Here is a 21,981-nt window from a genome sequence, read left to right on the forward strand (position 1 = left end):
TTAAATTATGGCAACAGATTCATCTAAAAACTGACGTTTTAAGCTTCATGAAATTATTTATGAATCGAATACGCCGGCGGGTAAAGCTTTTGATGTAGGCCTGTTAATTGCTATTTTTTCAAGCCTTATAGTCGTATAGCGATGCCTTATGCTGTAAATATTGTGGATCATCATTGTTTAAATAAAAAATGCCAGACAATTTTTGCCTGGCATTTTAAACGCTAAATATAAAATGTTCTATAACATTTCATCATCTTCCTTTTCGTAACCGTTTGGATCTTTGTCCAACTCCTCTACATCCGATTCGTTGTAGTCTTCCGAATCACTATCTAAAGCGTCATCATCTTCTAGAACATCATCATCTTCATTTTCGGGGTCTTCAATTTCTTCGTTAAGCTGTGTGCCTTCGCCATCAGCAAAAGGAATTTCATCTTCGGTGTACTCATCATCTTCGGATGGTTCTGGAGTGGTATGACCTTCAGCTGCATTTCCTTCCGATCGGTTGATCTGGAACTGTTCAATATTTTGAATTTCTTCTTCTGGTTGATTATTTTCTTGATTTTCCATAGTGTAAGTTTTTATAAATAGAACAGGGTAAAATTGGATTAAGTTTAGTGAAAATTTAAAATCTTAACCCCCTGATGTTGTAGGTTGTTAAATAAGAATTTTATTGTTGAAACTTTTTAAATATTTCCACGGTTCTATCAATGCGTTATACCTTAATTACTTCATTATGAAAAACCGTTTTAAAACCAGGGAAATAGCTGTAGTGGGAATGATTATTTCAGCTACTTCATTTAATGCGATGGCGAAAACCGATTGGCATTATTCAACCTTAACTGATTATACACAAAGGCAAGATACCATAACTACTGCGCAGTTTTTGCAACAGGCGGCAATTGCAGGAATGAAAGAGGTTTTAACAGGAAAGCTTGCTGCAGATAAAGCAGCCGATAAAAAAATTAAAGCGTTTGGTCAAATGATGGTTGATGACCATAACAAGGCCAACGAAGAATTAAGGTTGTTGGCAAAACTAAAAAAAGTTGCGCTGCCTATGAGTAATCCTGAAGGTGGGCAACGGCCTGATGGCAGGGTTGATTCTGCTCCTGAAAATTTGAAAGATACTTCCCGGACCAAAAATGCGGAAGGAGAAGCGGGTAATACTGGTTTGGCACAAAAAACGGTTGATGGAACAACAGAAACTGAAGTAACCCAGGCGATAAATCAGTTGAATAATTTAAGCGGAGGCGCATTTGATAAAACTTATGTAGAAATGATGGTTTCGGATCATCAAAAAGCGGTTTCCTTGTTTGAAAAAGCAGCTCAATCTTCTGATGCTGATATTAAAAGATATGCAGGGAAATATTTACCTACCCTAAAAAAGCATTTAAAGCAAGTGAATGTGCTAGCCAGTAAATCAAGTAAATAGGTTTTATTTTCAAAAAAAAAATAAGCAGCTATACCAAAGGATAGCACTATCCTTTGGTATAGTAATAGCTTTTTGATACTTTGTATCTTTAATTTTGCCAGACATTAAAAAGGCAAAAAAATGAAAATATTACATCTTATATCAAGCCCAAGAGGCGAAGCATCTTTCAGTATTAAATTGGGAAATGCCATAGTAGAAAAATTACAGGCGGCAAATCCAGGTAGTACTTTAACCGTACATGATCTTACCAATACCCCATTTCCACATTTGGAGGAGGTGCACATCAATTCGTTTTTCACTCCACAAGAAAATCATACTGCAGAATTAACAGCAGCAATAAAACATTCTGATGAGGCTATTGCCGAACTTAAAGATGCAGATGTGATCGTAATCGGTGCGCCATTGTATAATTTTGGTATCCCGTCTACTTTAAAAGCATGGATCGATCATATTGCACGTGCTGGTCACACATTCCGTTACTCAGAAAAAGGTCCTGAAGGTTTAATAAAAAATAAAAAAGTGTATTTGGCGATTTCTTCCGGTGGCGTTTATTCAGAAGGACCAATGAAACCTTATGATTTCACAGAATCTTATCTAAGATCTGTTCTTGGTTTTATGGGTATGACGGATATCACGGCATATCGTGCAGAAGGCGTGAGCATCCCAGATTTAAAGGATCTAGCATTAGATAAAGCAATCGAAAGTATAGCCATTTAGATAGTTCATTAGTCATTGGTTCACTAGTCATTGGTTTATTAGTCATCAGTTCATTGCTATTAGTTAAAGAAGTTTTTTATGCTATTAAAACTTTCGACTAATGGCTGTGGACTAATGACTCCAGACTAATACGTGGACTAATGACTCTGTACCAAATTAGGCTGCCAGATACTTTTCAACCCTGTAGGCAAAATCGTTAAGGTCAAACGGTTTGTTAATAAAATTTTCTGCATCACATTTAGCCTTAACTGCACTCAGGTGGTTATTGGCCGACATCACCATTACCGGAATGTGATGTGTTTTAATATTTCCTTTTAATGCATTACAGATTTCCAGCCCATTTCCATCAGGCAACATAATGTCAAGAATGACCATATCTGGTAGCCGTTTACTCATTTGAAACCAAAATTCCTTGGTGTTTGGACAGGCCTTTACCTCGTAAAGCTCTTCGATTAATAGAAATTCAATAATTTCTCTAATATTCAGATTGTCTTCCACTACATAGATGCACTTTTTCATAAGCTCAACTTTTGTTATATGGATAACTGATCTAGCTATCAGATGTTTAAGATATTTATGCACAACTAATGACTTATTAACTTCATCTCAGCTCATGTCATGCATTTCTATAATTTTTACGTTGACTAAAAAAAAACACGAAAATAAATTTTGATACTAATTTTTTTAGTATAGATTTGCTTTTGGAGAGACAGGATAAAGAACTATCATCGATATTATTTGATGTCTAGTGAATGATTTTAAACAAAAGGCTTCTTTCCTGGTTTGTTTGCTGATATATTTATTTTTTCTATGACCGTTACCGTTTTAGCCATACTAGAAACAGATTTTAAACCAGATCTTTCATTAGGTAGAATTATGAATGAAAGATTAAAGATCGCTGCTGCAGATCTGCAGGATATTCATTTACAACATTTACATGCAATTGGGCAACGTAGTGATGATTTGGTGGTTTATATCAGTTATAACCCAAAATATAAAATCAGGTGGCGTGTAGTTAATGATGTGCCAGAAGATGTAGAAAACTTTGTAGCACAAACCTGTGGTAATTTAGGCTACATTCAATGGAAAACCGCATCAATTAATGTATTTAAAGGAAGTGAATAGTGATCAATCCTTAGTTTAGTAAGGGATTTGTAAATATAATTAAACAAAAAACGAGATGTTAAATACATCTCGTTTTTTGTTATCATGGCATCTCCGATCATTATGTTTAAGATGCTGAAATAGATTCAGCATAACGGATTGTATCAGTATATCATCACCCTGATTTATTTCAGGGTCTATGCAATAATCTTTTAAACTAAAAATCCTCCACCCAATAAATCATTGCCTTCATAAAACACAGCCGATTGGCCGGGAGCAATTGCGGATACATGATGATCGAATACCACGCGCATTTTATCTTTTTCCTGAACAATTGTACTCAACATACCTGCATCCTTATAACGGATTTTGGTAATCACATCGCTCATTGGTTCCTCAATACTGGCGTATTTAATTAAATTAATATTACGCACCATGGCTTCACGGCGTTCAAGCTCATCAGCTTTGCCTAAAACAACTGTATTGCTTTCTGGTAGGATCTGCGTTACAAACATAGGCTCACCAAAGGCAACACCCAATCCTTTTCTCTGACCGATGGTATAAAAAGGATAACCTTTATGTTGCCCGACCACCATTCCATTGCTTAAAATAAAATTTCCGCCTGCTACTCTATCTTCTAAATCAGCTACTTTATGTTTCAAGAAAGCCCTGTAATCATTATCCGGTACAAAGCAAATTTCGTAACTCTCTGATTTTTTGGCTAGTTCTTCCTGGCCCATATCTAAAGCCATCTGTCTGATTTCAGACTTTGCAAAACTGCCTAATGGGAATTTGGTGCGCGAAAGGTTTTCTTGCGAAACACCCCATAATACATAAGACTGATCTTTATTTTCATCTTTTCCTTTCGAAATTACATAACGGCCGCTATCTTGCTGGCGGATATTGGCATAATGCCCCGTTGCAATAAATTCACAATCCAGTTTATTGGCACGTTTTAAAAGTGCTTCCCATTTAATATGCGTATTACATAAAACACACGGATTTGGCGTCCGACCGGCAAGATATTCATCTACAAAATTATCAATCACATAATCGCCAAATTCATCCCTGATATCCAGAATGTAATGCGGGAATCCATAATTTACGGCAAGCGTGCGGGCATCATTAATACTGTCTAATGAGCAACAACCAGTTTCTTTACTGCTACCGCCAGAAGTAGCATAATCCCAGGTCTTCATAGTTAACCCAATAACCTCATACCCCTGCTCATGCAACATTACAGCTGCTACCGAACTATCAACCCCGCCACTCATGGCCACCAGAATTCTACCGTGTTTACTCATCTTAAAAATATAAGGATGCAAAAATAAGGTTTATTTAGTTGAAATTATTTAAAGGAAGTCAGTTACTTGTAAAAAGCGTTGACTAAACTTCCTGCTTTATATATTAACTGGTAATTAATATTTTGAAAATGATTAGTCCGGTGTTAGTGGCCGCCAGCAGTCCTGCTATCCCTTCAAGTTCTCGGCTCGTACCTCACCTCTGGGCTCCCCGTTTTATCAGTTTTAACTGTAAAGTCTGTACTAATCGGCAAAACAAAAAGCACACATAAACCTCGCAGGTTTTTAAAACCTGAGAAGTTTGAATCACAATAAGTTGTATCTTCAAGCTTATAAAATGTATTTTTTTATTTACTTAAACGTTTTAGTTTATGCTTTGTGCATATTTGAAGATAAATTAATACCTTAGAATTTTCAACAAAACAAACTAAATTTTTAAAAAGATATGATTAAAAAATTGATCCTGCCTTGTCTTTTGCTATCGGCCATGGTTACATCGGCACAGCAGAATTTAGTGCAGTATGTTAAACCCATTATCGGCACTTCAAAAATGGGGCATACTTATCCGGGGGCAACAGTTCCCTTTGGTGCCGTGCAGCTAAGCCCCGAAACGGATACTTTATCCTATGAAGTAAACGGAAAATACAATGGCGATGTATATAAATATTGTGCAGGGTATAAGTATGAAGATAAAACCATTACGGGGTTTAGTCATACCCATTTTAGCGGTACCGGACACTCTGATCTGGGCGATTTTCTGATTATGCCTACACAGGGGAAGCTGCAGTTAAACCCGGGTGTGGCTTCTAATCCTAAAGGCGGTTACCGTTCTGCCTATTCGCATAACAATGAGGTTGCCGAGGCTGGTTATTACAAAGTGAAGCTAGATGATGATAATATTACAGCAGAACTCACCTCAACCACCAGGGTAGGTATGCACCAGTATACTTTTCCTAAATCAGATCAATCGCATATTATTCTGGATCTAATGGCAGGAATTTATAATTATGAAGAAAAAACAGTATGGACCTACGTTCGTGTGGTGAACGATACCTTAATTACAGGTTACCGTCAGACCAATGGATGGGCCAGAACACGAACCGTATATTTTGCAATGAGTTTTTCTAAACCATTCAAAAGTTATGGTCGCAAAAGCTACGATGCGAAACAAGCTTACCGGGGCTTTTGGGGTAAGTTTAATCAGGACCAGAACTTTCCGGAGATTGCTGGCAAAAAATTAAAAATGTTTTTCGATTTCGATACCAAAGAAGGAGAGAAGATCAAAATTAAATTTGCTTTATCTCCCGTAAGTCAGGAAAATGCGCTGCAGAATATGCGTGCAGAAATTTCGGGTTGGGATTTTGAAAAAGTAAAAGCACAGGCACAGGCTACATGGAACAAAGAATTGAACAAAATTCAGGTAAACACATCTAATAATAATAAAATAAACTTTTATACTGCCTTATATCATGCCTATATCAATCCAACAACATATACCGATATAAATGGAGAGTATAAGGGGTTAGATCAGGGCGTGCATAAAGCATATGGATTTACCAATTATACTACCTTTTCTCTTTGGGATACCTACCGGGCTTTACATCCATTTTTTAATATTACCCAGCCAGGCCGTAGTAATGATATGGTGAAATCGATGTTGGCGCATTACGATCAGAGCAGCTTGCACATGTTACCCATCTGGTCGCATTATGCCAACGATAACTGGTGTATGAGTGGTTACCACAGTGTTTCGGTAATTGCTGATGCCATTATTAAAGGTACTTACAGTGGTGATGCGAACAAAGCTTTAGATGCCTGCGTAGCAACAGCCAAACACCGCGATTATGAGGGAATTGGCTACTATATGGATAAAGGTTATATCCCGGCAGAAAAATCGGGCATTTCGGTTTCCAATAACCTAGAATATTCTTACGATGATTGGTCGATTGCACAATTGGCTAAAAAATTAGATAGGATGGATATTTACGATGAGTTTATCAAACGTTCTAACAACTGGAAAAATAACTATGACAGTGCTTCGGGTTTTATGCGTCCGAAATTGGCCGATGGAACCTTTAAAAAGGAATTTGATCCAAAAGATACCGAAGGACAAGGTTTTATTGAAGGTAATAGCTGGAACTATAGCTTCTTTGTGCCACAAGACCCGGCTACTTTAATAGAAATGATGGGCGGTAAAAAGAAATTTGCTACCCGTTTAGATACCTTGTTTACCATGCATTTGCCTGATGAGTTTTTTGCGCATACCGAAGATATTACCCGCGAAGGTATTATTGGTGGCTATGTGCATGGAAACGAGCCGGCACACCATATTGTATATCTTTATAATTGGACCGATCAGCCATGGAAAACACAAGCCCAGGTTCGTCATATCCTGAATATGCAATACAAACCTACTGCCGATGGTTTAGGTGGAAATGATGACTGTGGACAGATGAGCGCCTGGTATATGTTTTCTTCATTGGGCTTTTACCCGGTTGCGCCAGGTTCAGATGTGTACTCCTTAGGCAGTCCTTTGGTAAATCATGCTGTAATCAATTTAGAAAATGGTAAAACCTTTACGGTTGAAGCCATTAAACAAAGCGATAAGAATGTATATGTAGCAAAGGTTTTATTGAACGGCAAAGAAATTACCAATCATAAAATTAAACATGCTGATATCACCGATGGTGGAAAGCTTACTTTTTACATGAGTGCAAAGCCTAAAAAATAATTTCTCATCCCTGTACAAAAAAAGTCGGCTATTTTAGCCGACTTTTTTTTCCTTCCGAATGTCGTCATTTCGAGCGGAGTACAACGAAGCCGAGAAATCTGAACCGACATAGATCTCCCCCGCCCTTAAGGCATTAAAATACAAGATATTTATGCACTAAGTAAAACATTGAATCTATAAAAATTCTATAACGCGTGAAGTAAGTTTAATAATAAATTTTGATATCCAAATTATACATCGTAATATTGCGATATAAATATGGGGCTTACCAAAACAGAAATCTTTACCGAAGAACAAAACCAGATGGCAGCGTGGTTAAAAGCGATGGCACATCCTGCGCGAATAGCCATTCTTCAGCGCATCCTCCAATCAAATACCTGTATTTGTGGTGATTTGGTTGAAGAACTGGGTTTGGCACAGGCGACCATTTCCCAACATTTAAAAGAACTTAAAAATGCGGGCATTATACAGGGTACAATAGAAGGGGTGAGCATCTGTTACTGCATAGAACCTAAGACATGGAAATTACTCCAAAATCAATTGGGAGATTTTTTTGCTTCTTATCAAGGTGAACAAAACTGCTGTTAAAATTTTTTATTCATATCAATCGTTAAATTGCAATATTATGATCAATAAATTATCTGTCGGGTGGAGTGCTTTTAAGGCTAAACTTCAACAACATCCGGAATTGCTTTTGCAGTTCCAATATGAGTCTAATAAATGGGTAAATGCCAATTACCACATTACAGAGATTAAACAGGCACCGATAACCTCAGTAGATTGCGGAGGAGTAATGAATGCCTGGACTGAAATTATAGTGCAGTTATGGGAACCTACCGACGAGGAAGAGGGCAGGGCTATGGAGGTTAAAAAAGCATTATCTATTATCAATCTGGTAGAAAGTAAGCTCCAACTAAATCCAAATGGAATTGTGAAAATTGAATTTGGTAATTCTTTGTTCGATACGAGGCAGATGTTTCCGGGGGAATTTAAAATTGACGATGAAAACTTGATTTTGGATCTTACCCCGGATGCTACCCAATGTAAAGCCATTAACCGCGGTGGAAGTTGCGGTACCACTTCAGCAGGTGAAGAATGTTGCGCACCCGCTGAACCTGTAAAAAGAAAAATCGAATTGGTTAACCTCGCCGCTGATCAAAATAGCTGTACACCGGGGAGCGGTTGTTGTTAAGAAGTTAAATTTAAAATAATGAAAAATATATTGGTGCTTTGCACCGGAAACAGTTGCCGTAGTCAACTTGCTGAAGGATATTTAAAATATTTCGCTCAAAACAAAGCTAAAATCTATAGTGCGGGTATCGAAGTGCATGGTGTAAACCCCAGGGCAATAAAAATAATGGCAGAAGATGGAATCGATATTTCGGATCAAACATCGAATAATGTCGAAGAATACTTTGATGTTCCTTTTAATTATGTGATTACTGTATGTGATCATGCGAAAGAAAGTTGTCCGTATTTCCCAACTCAGGCCATAAAACTGCACCATAACTTTCCCGATCCGGCTAAAGCGATAGGTACTGAAGCTGAAATTATGACACAATTCAGAAGCACAAGAGACTTGATTAAAGTTTACATGGAGAATTTTGTCAACGAAAACTTAAAACGATAAGATGTCGGCAAATAGTTGTACGCCTGTAGTGAAACGAAAACAGCTCAGTTTTTTAGACCGGTACTTAACGATCTGGATTTTTTTATCGATGCTTTTAGGTGTATCGCTGGGCTATTTATTTCCTTCATCTGCGGTATTAATCAATTCATTTTCCAGTGGAAGTACCAACATTCCTTTAGCAATTGGATTAATCCTGATGATGTATCCTCCTTTAGCCAAAGTCAATTATGGAAACCTGGGCGAAGTATTTAAAAATACCAAAGTTTTAGGGGCTTCGCTGGTTTTAAATTGGATCGTTGGGCCATTTTTAATGTTTTTCCTGGCGATTATCTTTTTACATGGGTATCCCGAATACATGGTTGGTTTAATTATGATCGGTTTAGCCAGGTGTATTGCCATGGTGGTAGTTTGGAATGAACTTGCGGAGGGAAGCCGTGAATATGCTGCTGGTCTGATTGCCCTGAATAGTATTTTTCAGGTATTGCTTTACAGTTTATTCGCTTACTTCTTTATTACCATTTTGCCTCCTATATTCGGTTTAAAAGGCTTACCTGTATCAATTTCTATTGGAGAGATTGCAAAAAGCGTGGGGATTTACCTGGGTATTCCGTTTTTAATGGGCATTTTAAGTCAAAAAATACTGATTAAATGGAAAGGCGAAAAGTGGTTCCGCTTAACTTTTATTCCAATGATTTCGCCAGTAACCTTAATTGCCCTTTTGTTTACGATCGTAATAATGTTTAGTTTAAAAGGCGAGCTGATCGTTCAGATTCCATTGGACGTACTACGAATTGCCTTGCCATTGGTAATCTATTTCGCCATTATGTTTGTGATCAGTTTCTTTGTAGGTAAGTATTTCGGTGCAGATTATAGCCAAAGTACCGCTATTGCTTTTACCGCTACCGGAAACAACTTCGAATTGGCCATTGCAGTGGCCATAGGTGTATTCGGAATCCATTCCGGACAGGCATTTGCAGGTGTTATCGGTCCGTTGGTTGAAGTACCGGCATTAATTGCATTGGTTAACTTGGCGCAGTGGTTTAAGAGGCGATATTTTGAAGTATAAGATATAATCATCTCAAATGAAACGCAGCGAAATGGATAGATCTATCTAGACAGATTTCTCGACTTCGCTGCGCTAGAAATGACGACTATTTTATGCTTGTATACTACGCGCCAATCTCGTCAAAATTCGTGGCGGTTGCCAGATATTTCCAATTCGCCATATCCTTTTGTACATCCGCAATTTTCGCATCCGCAACCTGATAAGCATCAGGGCCTAAGAATAAATGAAGCGGTGGGTTTTCACTTTTTGAAGCTTCAATAATCACCTCAACTGCCTTGGCCGGATCGCCTGGCTGTTGGTTGTTGATGTCATTTTGGTGTGCCGCCTGCGAGTCACGTACTTCCTTGTAAGCGTCGATAGGAGAATTTGGAACGGCTAAAGAACCTGTTGTCAGAAATTCAGTTCTAAAATAACCCGGTTCTACCACTGTTGCTTTTATGCCCATCGATTTTACTTCTGCAGCTAACGATTCAGTAAAACCAACCACTGCGAATTTTGTAGCGCAATAAATTCCAAACCCTGGGAAATTACCTGAAAAACCACCAATTGAAGAAATGTTGAAAATATGACCTGATTGTTGTTTGCGTAATTGAGGCAAGACCTTTCTGATTATATTTAAAGAACCGAAAACATTCACATCGAAGTTTTGGCGTGATTCTTTATCACTTAGTTCTTCCAATGCACCAAGCATGCCATAACCTGCATTGTTTACCACAACATCTAACCGGCCAAATTTGCTGATGGTTTGGCTCACTGCACTTTCTACACTGTTTTCGTCGATCAGATCAACTGCCAAAGGCAAAAAGTTTTCGTGTTCGCCCACGGCTTTTGTTAAGTCGCTTAAATTTCTTGAAGTTGCGGCAACGTTAACACCACTGTTTAATAATGTTTTTACTAAGATTAATCCCAGGCCTTTTGATGCGCCTGTTACAAACCATACTTTTTGATTTTCCATGATATTGTTTTTAAGTCGAAATGAATTGATTGTGTGGTATCATAAAAATAGTTTCGCTAAAACTTTGTCATGTTGAGCCTGTCGAAACGCCTTAAACAGGTTTATTGCAATTCCTTCCGACAATTTCGGATAACAAAGTTATATTTATGATACCGCCTCTTTTTGAAATGCTAATTCGCGATCAGGATTTAATTAATTGTCAAAATCTGTTGAAATGGTGATGGCTTTCCAATCGTTAAATTCTTTCTGTAGCGATTCTAATTTATTGTTTGCCCTCAGGAAAGCATCGTTCCCTAAAAGTAAATGAACCGGTGGATTAGGCATACTGACCAATGAGATCATAGCCGCTGCAGCCTTCTCGGGGTCACCAATCTGTTGACCATCCATTTTGAGGTATTTATGGTGTATTGCGCGCACCTCTTCATATTCTGCAATGGGACTGGCTGCCAAAATTAGCGAATCAGTGGTTAAGAAACTGGTTCTGAATGCGCCGGGAACCACAACAGTTACTTTTACGCTAAATTCTTTAAGGTCTTCGGCAGATACTTCTGATAATGCAATTACCGCTGATTTTGCAGTTGCGTATACCGCCCAGCCAGTTGCACCCGCAATACCCGCAATTGATGCAATGTTAATGATGTGACCAGCTCTTTGTGCCCTTAAATAAGGTGAGGCTTTTCTGATGACATTTATTGTTCCGAAAACGTTTACATCAAAACTATTGCGCGTTTCTGCATCACTTAATTCTTCTATACTGCCTCCAATGCCATAACCCGCATTATTGATCACAACATCAATTCTTTCGAATTTTGCAATAGTGGCCTGTATAGCTTCTTCCACACTTTTTTCATCGGCCAGGTCAACGGCCAGCGGAAGAAATTTTCCAGAGTCATTATTTACTGCTTTTTTAAGTTCACTGATATTTCTTGAGGTAGCCGCAACAGATTGGCCAGCTTTTAATAATTGATGAACTAAACTTAATCCTAAGCCCTTTGAAGCTCCGGTAATAAACCAAACTTTTTTCATGCCCATAGTTTTATCCTTTTTTGTTAAGACAAAATTACAGTGCAAATGAATTTACGTTATTACGTTAATCAAACCGATTATTACGAAATTCAAACAATCCGGTAAGAAGTAGGGGTATGGTTAGTTAATTTTTTGAAAAAGTTGTTAAAATGGGTAGGTTCTTCAAATCCCAGGCAATAGCCTATTTCTGAAATATTCCAGTCTGTGTGCTTCAGTAAAGCTTTAGCCTCTCTTAATAAACGTTCTGTAATGTAGTGGGTAGTTGTTTTACCAGTAGTTTCTTTTATCGCACGGTTTAAATGGTTTACGTGTACCGAAAGCTGTGACGCATAATCCTTTGCCGAGCGCATGGTAAACCTTTGGGTGGTAGTTTCGATAGGAAACTGGCGCTCTAATAACTCCGTAAAAACAGAAGTAATCCTGGCATTGGCATCCGTATGTTTAAATAAATTTTCGGAAGGCTCTGTTTTTAAAGCAAAGTGGGTAATTTCTGTAATGTAATTGCGGAGCAAATCATATTTATAAATATAATCAGAATTAATTTCATCAAACATTTTGGCAAAAATAGCTTCGATATGTTTGTCTTGCTGTTCATTTAAAAAATATGCTGGTTTTCCTCCATGGGTAAACATCGGTAAATCGCCAATGTTTCCACGGATCTTTTCGGTGAAGAAGGCTTCTGTAAAAATGCAAAAATAACCCGTTACCTCACTTTGTTTGCCGCTGCCCAGTTCCCAGGTATAAGGTACAAGCGGATTAAAAAAGATTAAAGCTGTACCATTAATTTCGATACTCCTATCTGCATAGTGGTAAACATTATGGCCACGCGTAAGGCAGATTTTGTAATAATCCCTTCGGTTATAACTCATTGGTTTGTGATCATCCCTTAAACAATCTTCCAGTTTGAAAACGTTAAAATGACCTACGCCATTCTGGAGGTTATCAGGAAGGAACCTGAATTTATTCTGATAAAAATCTTCTATCGTTTCTGGTTTGTTCATAAAATCAAAGTTACAAAATTCAAACCAAAAATAGATTAATGTAATCGAAGGAGCGGCCGTGCTTGAATTAAAAGGAGATTACGGTGATAAAAATAATTGCATTTAATATACCGATTGGTATATATTTGCATCGTCAATTTCAAAGAACATGACCAAAGCAGAAAAAACAAGAATTTTTATTGTGGAGAAAACGGCGCCTATTTTTAATATGAAGGGTTATGCTGGTACGTCTTTAAATGATATTACTGCTGCTACAGGTTTAACAAAGGGCAGTATTTATGGCAACTTTGCCAATAAGGATGAAGTAGCATTGGCTGCTTTTGATTATAACCTCAAAAATGTTTCGTCAAAGATAGATGCTGAAATGAATAAACAGCGGAGTATAAAAGACAAGCTTTTGGTGTATATTGATATTTATCAGAAATTTATAGATGGCTCGGTGTCAGAAGGTGGTTGCCCGGTTTTAAATACTGCAATTGATGCTGATGATACGCATCCCGAATTGCGTGGAAAGGTACTGAAAGCTGTTCTGGATTGGAAAAATAAAATCGCCAAACTGGTTGAAGCCGGTATTGCCGGAAAAGAAATCGACGCAGACCAAGATCCCGAACAAATTGCTTTAACCATTATCGCCATGGTAGAAGGTGGGATCATGATTTCAAAACTGACTTCAAAAGTGGAATACTGGAGCCTCATTATGGGGTCATTAAAAAAATACGTTGAAAGCCTCGGCTAAAAATTTTGAACTAAAATATACCGATCGGTATTTATTAGGTTTAAACAGTATTGTTAATCTTAAAATTTAAAAAAAATATAAAAATGAAAACTTCAAAAAACACCGTTTTATTGATCGGCGGAACGGCTGGTATCGGTTTAGAAATCGCAAAACAGTTAACCACTTTAGATAACCATGTCATTATTACGGGTAGGAACCAGGAAAGGTTAAATGCAGCAGCTGCATCGTTACCTAATGTAACCACTGTTCTGTCTGACGTGAGTAAGGCTGATGATGTAGATCTTTTGGTCGAGGAAATTAAATCGGAGTTTCCTCAGTTAAACATGGTGATCAACAATGCCGGAAGAGCATTGCTCTATCATTTAGCCGATCCAAACCAGGATGCATTTACAAATGCAGCAGATGAAATGATGACCAATTACTTGTCTATCATCAGGATTAATCAAAAGTTGTTACCCTTGTTAAAACAGCAAGAGGCTTCAGCTATCGTAAATGTATCGTCTGTAGTAGCTTATGTGCCAGGGATTACCTTGCCCACTTATGCAGCCAGTAAAGCAGCATTACATTCATACAGCACTTCGTTAAGATTAAGTTTAGAAGAAACTGCTGTTAAAGTTTTCGAATTAATGCCTCCCTTGGTTGATACTGAATTTTCTAAAGAAATCGGTGGTCATAATGGGATTAAACCTTCAGTTGTGGCAGATGAGCTCTTAGCTGCTTTAGCCAATGATGAGTTTGAAATCAGGGTAGGTGATACCGCCAAGATTTATGAATTGTTCAGACAGTCGCCAGTTGATGCTTTAAACGTAATGAACGCCAATCGAAAAGCCTGGATAGATACTGTTGAGCACTAAAATGATAGAGTTGGAAAGCAAAAGAACTTGTTGTTTCCATTTAAATGACAGTTTTCCATGTTGGAATTGTTACTTTCGCGGCATTAAGTGTAAAACCTGGGTTTACATCAGCTTTAATAAAACGATAGGTCTTATCTAGCTCTTCCAGCTATATTAAACATCTCTTGGCTAATTAACAGTTGATTTTTATCCAAGGGAATTGACTAAAAAATATTAAAATGAAAAGAGTAGTAGTAACCGGTTTAGGTGCGATAACCCCGCTTGGCAATACCGTTGAGCAATTTTGGCAACAGATTTTAGCCGGAAAAAGTGGCATTGGCCCCATTACAAAATTTGATTCGGGTAAATTTAAAACGCAATTTGCAGGTGAAGTAAAGGATTTTAATCCTGAAGAATACCTGGAGAAAAAGGAGATAAAAAAATACGACCTTTTTACGCAGTATGCTATTGCTTCGAGTGATCAGGCCATAAAAGATGCCGGATTGGATTTCAGCATCATGAATGATGGTCAGTTGGCAGAAGTTGGCGTAATCTGGGCAACCGGAAACGGTGGTATAGGTACTTTCGAAGCGCAGCTCGAAGAATTTCATGCAGGGGATGGCACGCCAAGATTTAACCCTTATTTTATCCCAAAAATGATTGTTGATATTGCTGCCGGGGCTATTTCTATTCGTCATAAATTGCGCGGACCGAATTACTGTACAGTTTCGGCCTGCGCATCGTCTAACACCGCCATTGTGAATGCTTTTGACACCATCCGTTTAGGTAAAGCAAACGTGATGATTGCCGGTGGTTCGGAAGCAGCACTAACCAAATCGTCTGTAGGTGGATTTAATGCCGCACAAGCTTTGTCAAAAAATAACGACGATCCTCAAGGTGCATCTAAGCCTTTTGATAAAGATAGGGATGGTTTCGTGATGAGTGAAGGGGCAGGCGCGCTGGTTTTGGAAGAACTGGATCATGCTTTACAGCGTGGTGCGCATATTTATGCCGAAATTGTTGGAGGAGGAATGGCTGCAGATGCCTATCACCTTACCGGAACGCCTCCGGATGGGATTGGTGCTGCTTTAGGAATGACAAAAGCATTGAAAGATGCCGGGATAACTGCCGATAAAATTGATTATATTAATGCACATGCTACTTCAACCGGATTGGGCGATTTAAGTGAGTTGCAGGGTATTAATACTGTTTTTAATGGTTTGCCCGTAATTATTGGGGCTACCAAATCAATGACAGGTCATTTGTTGGGTGCTGCAGGTGCAATTGAAAGTGTAATCAGTATTCTTTCGATCAGGGATAATATCATTCCACCTACCATTAACACCAAAAATCTGGATGAAAATATTCCAAAGGGATTAAATATTGTTTTGGGTGAGCCGATTAAAAAGGAAATCAATTACGTATTAAACAATACTTTTGGTTTCGGTGGTCACACGGCGAGTACTATTTTTAAAAAGTACGAAGCTTAATTGTCTCAAAAAAAATCTGGTACTGGTCTTAGCGTCTCGCTAAGACCTAATTTTCGCCACGGAAACACATAAGCACGGAAAATTAATTCTTAACGGTCTTCGACTACGCTCAGACCGACAAGCACTTTAGCTAAAGCTTGTTGGTTAAAGATCATTAACTAATGCCAATGAATAAGTTAATCTACTTGTCCATCAACAAATTTACCAGTTCTTTAAGTTCTTCCACTTCCAACTCCAGTTTTTCAATGCGATTTTCCAATGCAGTGGTCTCGATTTGCGGCGCTGTAAATGTTTCAGTTTCGACAGTGGTTTCAGCCTGTTCGCCTAAAAGATGAACAAAACGGGCTTCCTTCTGACCAGCTTTCTTAGCCAATTGCTTTACAAAGGCTGGTTCTTCATCCGAAAGTTTTTGAAGTTGCGCTAAAACCTCTTCTATACTTTCAAATTCATACAACCTTCCCGAATTGCTATTGATTTCACCAGGCGTTAATGGTCCGCGCAAAAGCAAAAGGCAAATGATAGCCAACTCAGAAGGTAGTAATGGATAAACAATGGCTAAATTATGTTTGTATTTGGTTGCACGACTAGATCCTCCTGTAGCTGTAGAAATTAAACCTTTTATTTTAAGTTGGTTTAGCGTTAAAATTATCGTTTCCTCATCGTAATTTACCACCGGATTTCTTGAACTTTTTTGATTACATGCAGCGGTTAAACTGTTTAAAGTCATTGGGTAATAATCGGGCGTGGTACGGCTTTTTTCTATTAATGCGCCCAAAACACGTTGTTCTTCTGCTGATAAATCAGGTAGGGGTTTTACATTGTCCATGTTATAAAAGTATAAATTGGTTGCGCATTTTGAAAATTATTTTGTTTATCATTTTTCTAAGGCGTTACATGAAATGTTACCGGGTAGAAAATTCTAATTTCTGAATTGTGCAATGTCCAAATCCAGCCATAATTTTTTAGCGGATACCGATCATAAATTGGTTTGTAACATAAAAGCGTTTCGGGAGACTCGCCATGACCAATCGATGCAAATACAACGATAACACAACCTCTTTTATAAGACCGTATGGATTCTAAAGACAAGTTTAGAATGACGAGGCGATAAGAAAAATTAAATCTTTGTGATCACAAATGAGGTTCTTCTATTGTTTTTTCGTCCTGTTTCAGTTTTATTATCAGCGATAGGTTTACTTGCGCCGAAGCCCTTAAAAGTGAGTCTTTTTGCATCAATACTGTTTTTAATCAGGTATTCGTAAACGGCGTTGGCCCGATTAAAAGATAACCTTTCATTCAATTTATCATCGCCAACATTATCCGTATGCCCTTGAACTTCAATCTGTACGTTTTTATTTTGCTGCAAAAAATCGATCAGCAGATCAAGTTCCCGAATGGAAGCAGGTAAGAGGTTAAACTTGTTGGTGTCGAAGAAAATATTTTTTAAAGTTACATTTCCACCTTGTTTTATTTTTTCGATATAAACTTCGATCTGGTAAGGTTTGGTAATATCGTCACTCTTAAGTTCGAAGTTTTCCGAGTAAAATAGATAACCTTCGGAATTTACGTTAAACAGGTAATTACTTCCAATGGGCATCACTGCTAAAAATTGACCCGTTTCGGGATCGGTATAATCATCAAAAACAGTTTTATTGGTTTTTAAATCTACTACCTGCACATTGCTTTCAATTGTTTTTTTTGTGTCCCGGTCTCTTACAATTCCTTTCACATAAGAAACCTTTAAGGGTTTTGCTGTTTCCGGAATACCAAAACTGTAAATGTCCTGCATGCCGAAACCTCCTTTTAAATTTGATGAAAACAACCCTAAATTTCCATCGGCGCTTACTACTAAACCGCTTTCATCTTCAAAAGAATTGATCGGATAGCCAATGTTAACCGGTTTTTGCCATTGGCCATCATTTCCCTGTCTGCTAAAGTAAATATCTTTATTCCCAAAACCTGGCCAGCCATTAGAAGAAAAATACAATGTTTTACCGTCTGCATGTAGAAAAGGAGTATTTTCATCGAAAGCGGTGTTAATCTCAGGTCCAAGATTAATAGCAGGCCCCCATTTGGCATCATCCGTAATGGTGCTTTTCCATATGTCATATCCACCATATCCGCCAGGTCTGTTGCTGATAAAATATAATGTCCGCCCGTCGGGGCTTATGGCGGGCTGCGATTCCCAGAACTCAGAATTGACGGGCTGACCAACATTATAGGGTTCACCCCAATCTTTTCCCTCACGGTGAGAAACATAAATATCACACCTACCCAAACCATCAGGCCGGTTACAGCCGGTAAAAAACAGGTACTTTCCATCAGGAGAAATGGTTTGTGCACCTTCATTATATCTGGTGGTATTTATTTTACTTGATAAGGGTGTGGCCGTACTCCATGTGTTGTTTTTAAATTGGGCGGTCCAAAAGTCTTCATTACCCTTAACCTGACGGGTAAAAACCAAAATTTCACCATCAGCAGTTATTGCAGGAAAGTATTCCGCATCAACTGTATTTACACCTTCGCCTAAATTTGTCGGACTGTATTTTACAGGTTTTTTTATTGCAACGGTTGCAAAATCACAATCTAAAAGGTATTTTTTCGCTCTTCTTGCTCGATCAGATGACGAATCCACTGTCAAAAAATCTCCAAAATGCTGTTTTGCTTTTAAATAATCCTGTGTAGCAAATTCTGTTTCTGCGAGGTCGTAAATTACTCCCGGAGCCACCACCTTATTGATTAATATCGCTTTTTCGTATGCCGATCTGGCATCCTGATATTTTTTTTGAGCTTTATAAACTCCTGCCAGTACGATGTAGGCATTCTGAAATAAGGGATCTGTTTCTACCGCATTCTTTAACACTTGCTCGGCAGCAACATAATCAAATTTATCAATAAGTGGCCCTGCTTTTTCAAAATAAACCTGAGCTTTTTTATTCGCAGAACTTTGTCCAAAACAATAAATACTCAGTATGCTAAACGAGAGGATTAAGCAAAATTTCATTACATTAACATTTGGTAACAAAGCTAATGTAAACTAATTTAAGGAATATTTAAAAATTTGTGTGTTTGCAAGGAGATCTCCCATTTAGGATTAGCCATCACATATTCGATAATTAACGGTGTAATTTCTTTTGATTTAGACCACTCTGGCTGAAGATACAATTTACAGGTAGGAGACACCATTGCAGCATATTCTTCAGCCCATTTAAAATCACTTTTATTAAATATGATAACCTTCAGTTCGTGAGCAAATGGCGTAATATCTGGTCTGGGCGCTTTAAATTTCTTTGGCGATAAACAGATCCAATCCCAGTTGCCTGAAAGGGGATAGGCGCCAGATGTTTCGATAAAGGTTAAAATACCTCTTTCTTTTAACTTATAAGTTAAATAATCCAGGTTATAAATCAAAGGCTCGCCGCCGGTAATTACAACAGCTTTACCCGGAAATCGATCGGCATTTTCTACAATAACATCCGAAGAGGTAAGTGGGTGCATCTCGGCATCCCAGCTTTCTTTAACATCGCACCAATGGCAACCCACATCGCAGCCGCCTAAACGGATGAAATAAGCCGCCTTACCCGTGTTAAATCCTTCTCCCTGTATAGTATAAAATTCTTCCATTAAAGGAAGTAATGTGCCGTCTTCTGGTATTGCCTGTTTCATTTTTGAGGATGCAAATATCCTAAAAAAATATGGTGTTGCTGTGCTCTTTTGAAATTTAATAGAAAGATGAAATAAGAGTGATATTTATTTGCTGTATTTTAGCTGGATGAAGTGGTTCAAGGCGCTAAATAATAATCAAATTCCTCGTCCTGATACGATTAGGACGATTGAAGTTGCAGGAAAACAGCTCTGTCTGATCAATAATGATGATAAAATTACTGCTACTCAATCTTCTTGCCCGCATGCCGGTGGCCATTTTGGCGGTGGCTGGTGTAAAAACGGAAACCTGGTATGCCCAATCCACCGGTATGAATATAGTTTAACTACCGGAAGGGGTGCAGAGGGACAAGGCGATTACATCAATATTTACCCAACCGAATTACGTGAAGATGGTTTGTATATTGGTTTCGAAGAAAGCTGGTGGAATAAGCTTTGGGGATAGTTAGGTTCATAAGTTTATTTGTCATTAGTATACTGGGCAATTAGGTCTTCTTAGCAGATGTAAAAATAAACTTTGTGCCTTTTTGGAGGTGACATTTGGCTTAATATTAATTAAGCAAATGCCTACTAAAAAACTCCTGACAGCTTAAAACTTCAATTTCAGAAAAGTAAAAATCATCTACATCTTCTGTGATGATGCATTTACAATCAGCGGATCGTGCAGCGTAATATTCCAGCCCGTCTTCAAAATCATGTATCTTCTTATTCGATAATGTATCCAAAACACCTTTTGATGAATTCCCTGCAATTTTAATATGTCGGCAAAGCAAATCAATTTTTTGTTTAGCCAACTGTGCTTTATGCTTTTTTTCGGCAAAGTAAAAAGCAATAGCCAAACAAAGCGGTGAGGTATAAATTTCAAATTTCGGATGAGCCGCTAAACTTAAAATTCTTGATGAATAGGTGTAAAGTGGGTATTCCTTATTCAGCACCGAAACTAAAACATTAGCATCTAAAAATATCTTCATCAATTACTTTTTAGATGAAAAGAATTCATCTTTTGAATTTTTACGTGTTGCTTTTGGCGTTTTTTTATATTCAACTTCGCCCTCAGCAACCATACTCACCCAGTCTGAAATTGGAAAATCTTCTAAAGATTTGTATTCTTTGGCAGTTACCTGAGTTAAGAGGTGTTCTATTAATCGTGACAAGCTAATATTGTTTTCAGCGGCATATTTTTTTGCCCTTGCCACAACATCTTGATTAAAGCTTAAAGTTAACTTGGTGTCCATGTGATTAAATTTTATTTCAAATATAATAATTATACGTGGTGATTAAAAATATTATACGTAAAAAAAACGGCTCAATTTGAGCCGTTTTTAATATCTGTTACCGTTGGTTTTTCGCTTTCGTGTTTAAGCTTTTACCTATGAATAAATTTCTTTCCTTGCTGAGGCCAACGTATTTTTCAATAAACCAACAATGGTCATTAAACCTACGCCGCCCGGTACCGGAGTAATGTACGATGATATTGGTGCAACGTTTTCAAAATCTACATCACCATATAACTTAAAACCTGATTTGGTTTCGGTAGAGTTTTCTCTATTAATACCTACATCAATTATAATCGCACCAGGTTTAACCATATCGGCAGTAACAAAATTCTTTTTGCCAATTGCTGCAATCACAATATCAGCCTGGAGAACCTGTTCTTTTAAATCTTTGGTGCGCGAGTGGGTAAGTGTTACGGTACAGTTGCCCGGGTTTGCATTACGGGCCATTAAAATACTCATTGGGCTGCCTACAATGTTACTGCGACCTACAACTACGCAGTGTTTACCTGTCGTATCGATATTGTATTCTTGTAACATCAATAAAATACCATAAGGTGTTGCAGGGATAAAGCAAGGTAGATTACGCATCATTCGCCCCAAATTAACCGGATGGAAACCGTCCACATCTTTACGATAATCAATTTTTTCGGTTACTTTTTCAGGGTCGATATGTTTAGGTAAAGGCAATTGTACAATTAAGCCATCTACATCAGCATCCTGATTAATTTCTTCAATTTTAGCTAATAATTCGGCTTCGGTAACCGAGTTGTCGTAACGGTGTAAGGAAGATTTAAAACCAACCTTTTCACAGTTTTTCATCTTACTGGCCACATAGGTTTCGCTGCCGCCATCGTTGCCCACTAAAATGGCGACAAGATGTGGCTTGCGACCTGTTTTATTCAAAAAATCAGCCGCCTCTTCAGCAATCTGAACTTTGACTTTTTCTGATACGTATTTACCGTCTAATAATTTCATACTTATGAGATGTGAGATACGAGATGTTAGATTTGAGATTGACGGTT

24 protein-coding genes are annotated in these 21,981 nt (G+C 37.9%); 12 read left to right on the plus strand and 12 right to left on the minus strand.

Annotated elements, in window-relative coordinates; all coding sequences use genetic code 11:
- Positions 1 to 237 precede the first annotated feature (237 nt).
- Complete coding sequence (locus tag BLR60_RS00985; protein ID WP_090496192.1) at positions 238 to 567, minus strand: hypothetical protein; 330 nt, start codon at positions 565 to 567, stop codon at positions 238 to 240.
- Between the two features lie 166 nt (positions 568 to 733).
- Here BLR60_RS00985 and BLR60_RS00990 point away from each other — a divergent pair, with 166 nt between their 5' ends.
- Together BLR60_RS00990 and BLR60_RS00995 are read left to right on the plus strand one after the other, a co-directional pair.
- The gene (locus BLR60_RS00990; protein ID WP_090496193.1) at positions 734 to 1,429 is read left to right on the plus strand and encodes a DUF4142 domain-containing protein; all 696 of its coding nucleotides are present in this window, start codon (positions 734 to 736) and stop codon (positions 1,427 to 1,429) included.
- Positions 1,430 to 1,549: 120 nt separating this feature from the next.
- Entirely contained in the window at positions 1,550 to 2,146 is a 597-nt protein-coding gene (locus BLR60_RS00995; protein ID WP_090496194.1) for an FMN-dependent NADH-azoreductase, read from the plus strand.
- A 156-nt stretch (positions 2,147 to 2,302) separates the two neighbouring features.
- Here the strand turns inward: BLR60_RS00995 and BLR60_RS01000 are convergent, their stop codons facing one another.
- Positions 2,303 to 2,665: a response regulator transcription factor gene (locus tag BLR60_RS01000; protein WP_090496195.1), complete on the minus strand. Its 363-nt coding sequence runs from the start codon at positions 2,663 to 2,665 to the stop codon at positions 2,303 to 2,305.
- A 291-nt stretch (positions 2,666 to 2,956) separates the two neighbouring features.
- On the opposite strand from BLR60_RS01000, the gene BLR60_RS01005 reads away from it, so the two are divergent.
- A complete protein-coding gene (locus BLR60_RS01005; RefSeq protein ID WP_090496196.1) occupies positions 2,957 to 3,271 on the plus strand; it encodes a hypothetical protein in 315 nt (104 codons plus the stop codon).
- A gap of 191 nt (positions 3,272 to 3,462) precedes the next feature.
- Here BLR60_RS01005 and mnmA read toward each other — a convergent pair whose 3' ends face one another.
- Positions 3,463 to 4,554, minus strand: a complete 1,092-nt coding sequence (mnmA, locus tag BLR60_RS01010) for a tRNA 2-thiouridine(34) synthase MnmA (protein ID WP_090496197.1) — start codon at positions 4,552 to 4,554, stop codon at positions 3,463 to 3,465.
- A gap of 442 nt (positions 4,555 to 4,996) precedes the next feature.
- Between mnmA and BLR60_RS01015 the strand changes: the two genes are divergently transcribed.
- The 5 genes from BLR60_RS01015 (at position 4,997) to arsB (ending at position 9,978) form a co-directional block, all read left to right on the plus strand.
- Positions 4,997 to 7,282, plus strand: coding sequence for a GH92 family glycosyl hydrolase (locus tag BLR60_RS01015; RefSeq protein ID WP_208600546.1), 2,286 nt, complete (start codon positions 4,997 to 4,999; stop codon positions 7,280 to 7,282).
- 258 nt (positions 7,283 to 7,540) lie between these two features.
- On the plus strand, positions 7,541 to 7,870 hold the full coding sequence (locus BLR60_RS01020) for an ArsR/SmtB family transcription factor (RefSeq protein ID WP_090496198.1): 330 nt from the start codon (positions 7,541 to 7,543) through the stop codon (positions 7,868 to 7,870).
- A gap of 37 nt (positions 7,871 to 7,907) precedes the next feature.
- Complete coding sequence (locus tag BLR60_RS01025; RefSeq protein WP_090496673.1) at positions 7,908 to 8,474, plus strand: DUF6428 family protein; 567 nt, start codon at positions 7,908 to 7,910, stop codon at positions 8,472 to 8,474.
- An 18-nt stretch (positions 8,475 to 8,492) separates the two neighbouring features.
- A complete protein-coding gene (locus BLR60_RS01030) occupies positions 8,493 to 8,912 on the plus strand; it encodes an arsenate reductase ArsC (protein ID WP_090496199.1) in 420 nt (139 codons plus the stop codon).
- Between the two features lies 1 nt (position 8,913).
- Complete coding sequence (gene arsB / locus BLR60_RS01035) at positions 8,914 to 9,978, plus strand: ACR3 family arsenite efflux transporter (protein ID WP_090496200.1); 1,065 nt, start codon at positions 8,914 to 8,916, stop codon at positions 9,976 to 9,978.
- 103 nt (positions 9,979 to 10,081) lie between these two features.
- Here arsB and BLR60_RS01040 read toward each other — a convergent pair whose 3' ends face one another.
- The 3 genes from BLR60_RS01040 to BLR60_RS01050 all read right to left on the minus strand — a co-directional run bounded on the left by BLR60_RS01040 (position 10,082) and on the right by BLR60_RS01050 (position 12,960).
- Positions 10,082 to 10,933, minus strand: coding sequence for an SDR family oxidoreductase (locus tag BLR60_RS01040; protein WP_090496201.1), 852 nt, complete (start codon positions 10,931 to 10,933; stop codon positions 10,082 to 10,084).
- 192 nt (positions 10,934 to 11,125) lie between these two features.
- Positions 11,126 to 11,959 (minus strand): SDR family NAD(P)-dependent oxidoreductase, encoded by an 834-nt coding sequence (locus tag BLR60_RS01045; RefSeq protein WP_244155556.1) that lies wholly within the window; start codon positions 11,957 to 11,959, stop codon positions 11,126 to 11,128.
- A gap of 89 nt (positions 11,960 to 12,048) precedes the next feature.
- Positions 12,049 to 12,960 carry a helix-turn-helix domain-containing protein gene (locus tag BLR60_RS01050; RefSeq protein WP_090496203.1) on the minus strand — a complete coding sequence of 304 codons (912 nt, stop codon included), beginning with the start codon at positions 12,958 to 12,960 and terminating at the stop codon, positions 12,049 to 12,051.
- A gap of 148 nt (positions 12,961 to 13,108) precedes the next feature.
- Between BLR60_RS01050 and BLR60_RS01055 the strand changes: the two genes are divergently transcribed.
- The 3 genes from BLR60_RS01055 (at position 13,109) to fabF (ending at position 16,019) form a co-directional block, all read left to right on the plus strand.
- Positions 13,109 to 13,696 (plus strand): TetR/AcrR family transcriptional regulator, encoded by a 588-nt coding sequence (locus BLR60_RS01055; RefSeq protein ID WP_090496204.1) that lies wholly within the window; start codon positions 13,109 to 13,111, stop codon positions 13,694 to 13,696.
- An 83-nt stretch (positions 13,697 to 13,779) separates the two neighbouring features.
- On the plus strand, positions 13,780 to 14,550 hold the full coding sequence (locus tag BLR60_RS01060; RefSeq protein ID WP_090496205.1) for an SDR family oxidoreductase: 771 nt from the start codon (positions 13,780 to 13,782) through the stop codon (positions 14,548 to 14,550).
- A gap of 218 nt (positions 14,551 to 14,768) precedes the next feature.
- Positions 14,769 to 16,019, plus strand: a complete 1,251-nt coding sequence (fabF, locus tag BLR60_RS01065; RefSeq protein ID WP_090496206.1) for a beta-ketoacyl-ACP synthase II — start codon at positions 14,769 to 14,771, stop codon at positions 16,017 to 16,019.
- Between the two features lie 181 nt (positions 16,020 to 16,200).
- On the opposite strand, the gene BLR60_RS01070 is transcribed toward fabF, so the two are convergent.
- The 3 genes from BLR60_RS01070 to BLR60_RS01080 all read right to left on the minus strand — a co-directional run bounded on the left by BLR60_RS01070 (position 16,201) and on the right by BLR60_RS01080 (position 19,685).
- The gene (locus tag BLR60_RS01070; RefSeq protein ID WP_090496207.1) at positions 16,201 to 16,845 is read right to left on the minus strand and encodes a YceH family protein; all 645 of its coding nucleotides are present in this window, start codon (positions 16,843 to 16,845) and stop codon (positions 16,201 to 16,203) included.
- Positions 16,846 to 17,136: 291 nt separating this feature from the next.
- The gene (locus tag BLR60_RS01075) at positions 17,137 to 19,023 is read right to left on the minus strand and encodes an OmpA family protein (protein ID WP_090496208.1); all 1,887 of its coding nucleotides are present in this window, start codon (positions 19,021 to 19,023) and stop codon (positions 17,137 to 17,139) included.
- A 38-nt stretch (positions 19,024 to 19,061) separates the two neighbouring features.
- Complete coding sequence (locus tag BLR60_RS01080; protein ID WP_090496209.1) at positions 19,062 to 19,685, minus strand: 7-carboxy-7-deazaguanine synthase QueE; 624 nt, start codon at positions 19,683 to 19,685, stop codon at positions 19,062 to 19,064.
- A gap of 106 nt (positions 19,686 to 19,791) precedes the next feature.
- Here BLR60_RS01080 and BLR60_RS01085 point away from each other — a divergent pair, with 106 nt between their 5' ends.
- Positions 19,792 to 20,127, plus strand: a complete 336-nt coding sequence (locus BLR60_RS01085) for a Rieske (2Fe-2S) protein (RefSeq protein WP_090496210.1) — start codon at positions 19,792 to 19,794, stop codon at positions 20,125 to 20,127.
- Positions 20,128 to 20,233: 106 nt separating this feature from the next.
- On the opposite strand, the gene BLR60_RS01090 is transcribed toward BLR60_RS01085, so the two are convergent.
- From BLR60_RS01090 to BLR60_RS01100, 3 genes are all read right to left on the minus strand, one after another.
- Positions 20,234 to 20,653 (minus strand): PIN domain-containing protein, encoded by a 420-nt coding sequence (locus tag BLR60_RS01090; protein WP_090496211.1) that lies wholly within the window; start codon positions 20,651 to 20,653, stop codon positions 20,234 to 20,236.
- A 3-nt stretch (positions 20,654 to 20,656) separates the two neighbouring features.
- Positions 20,657 to 20,917 carry a DUF6364 family protein gene (locus BLR60_RS01095; RefSeq protein WP_090496212.1) on the minus strand — a complete coding sequence of 87 codons (261 nt, stop codon included), beginning with the start codon at positions 20,915 to 20,917 and terminating at the stop codon, positions 20,657 to 20,659.
- 135 nt (positions 20,918 to 21,052) lie between these two features.
- Entirely contained in the window at positions 21,053 to 21,934 is an 882-nt protein-coding gene (locus BLR60_RS01100; protein ID WP_090496213.1) for a bifunctional 5,10-methylenetetrahydrofolate dehydrogenase/5,10-methenyltetrahydrofolate cyclohydrolase, read from the minus strand.
- Positions 21,935 to 21,981: the final 47 nt, after the last annotated feature.

Source organism: Pedobacter terrae, assembly GCF_900100705.1.
Classification (GTDB): domain Bacteria; phylum Bacteroidota; class Bacteroidia; order Sphingobacteriales; family Sphingobacteriaceae; genus Pedobacter; species Pedobacter terrae.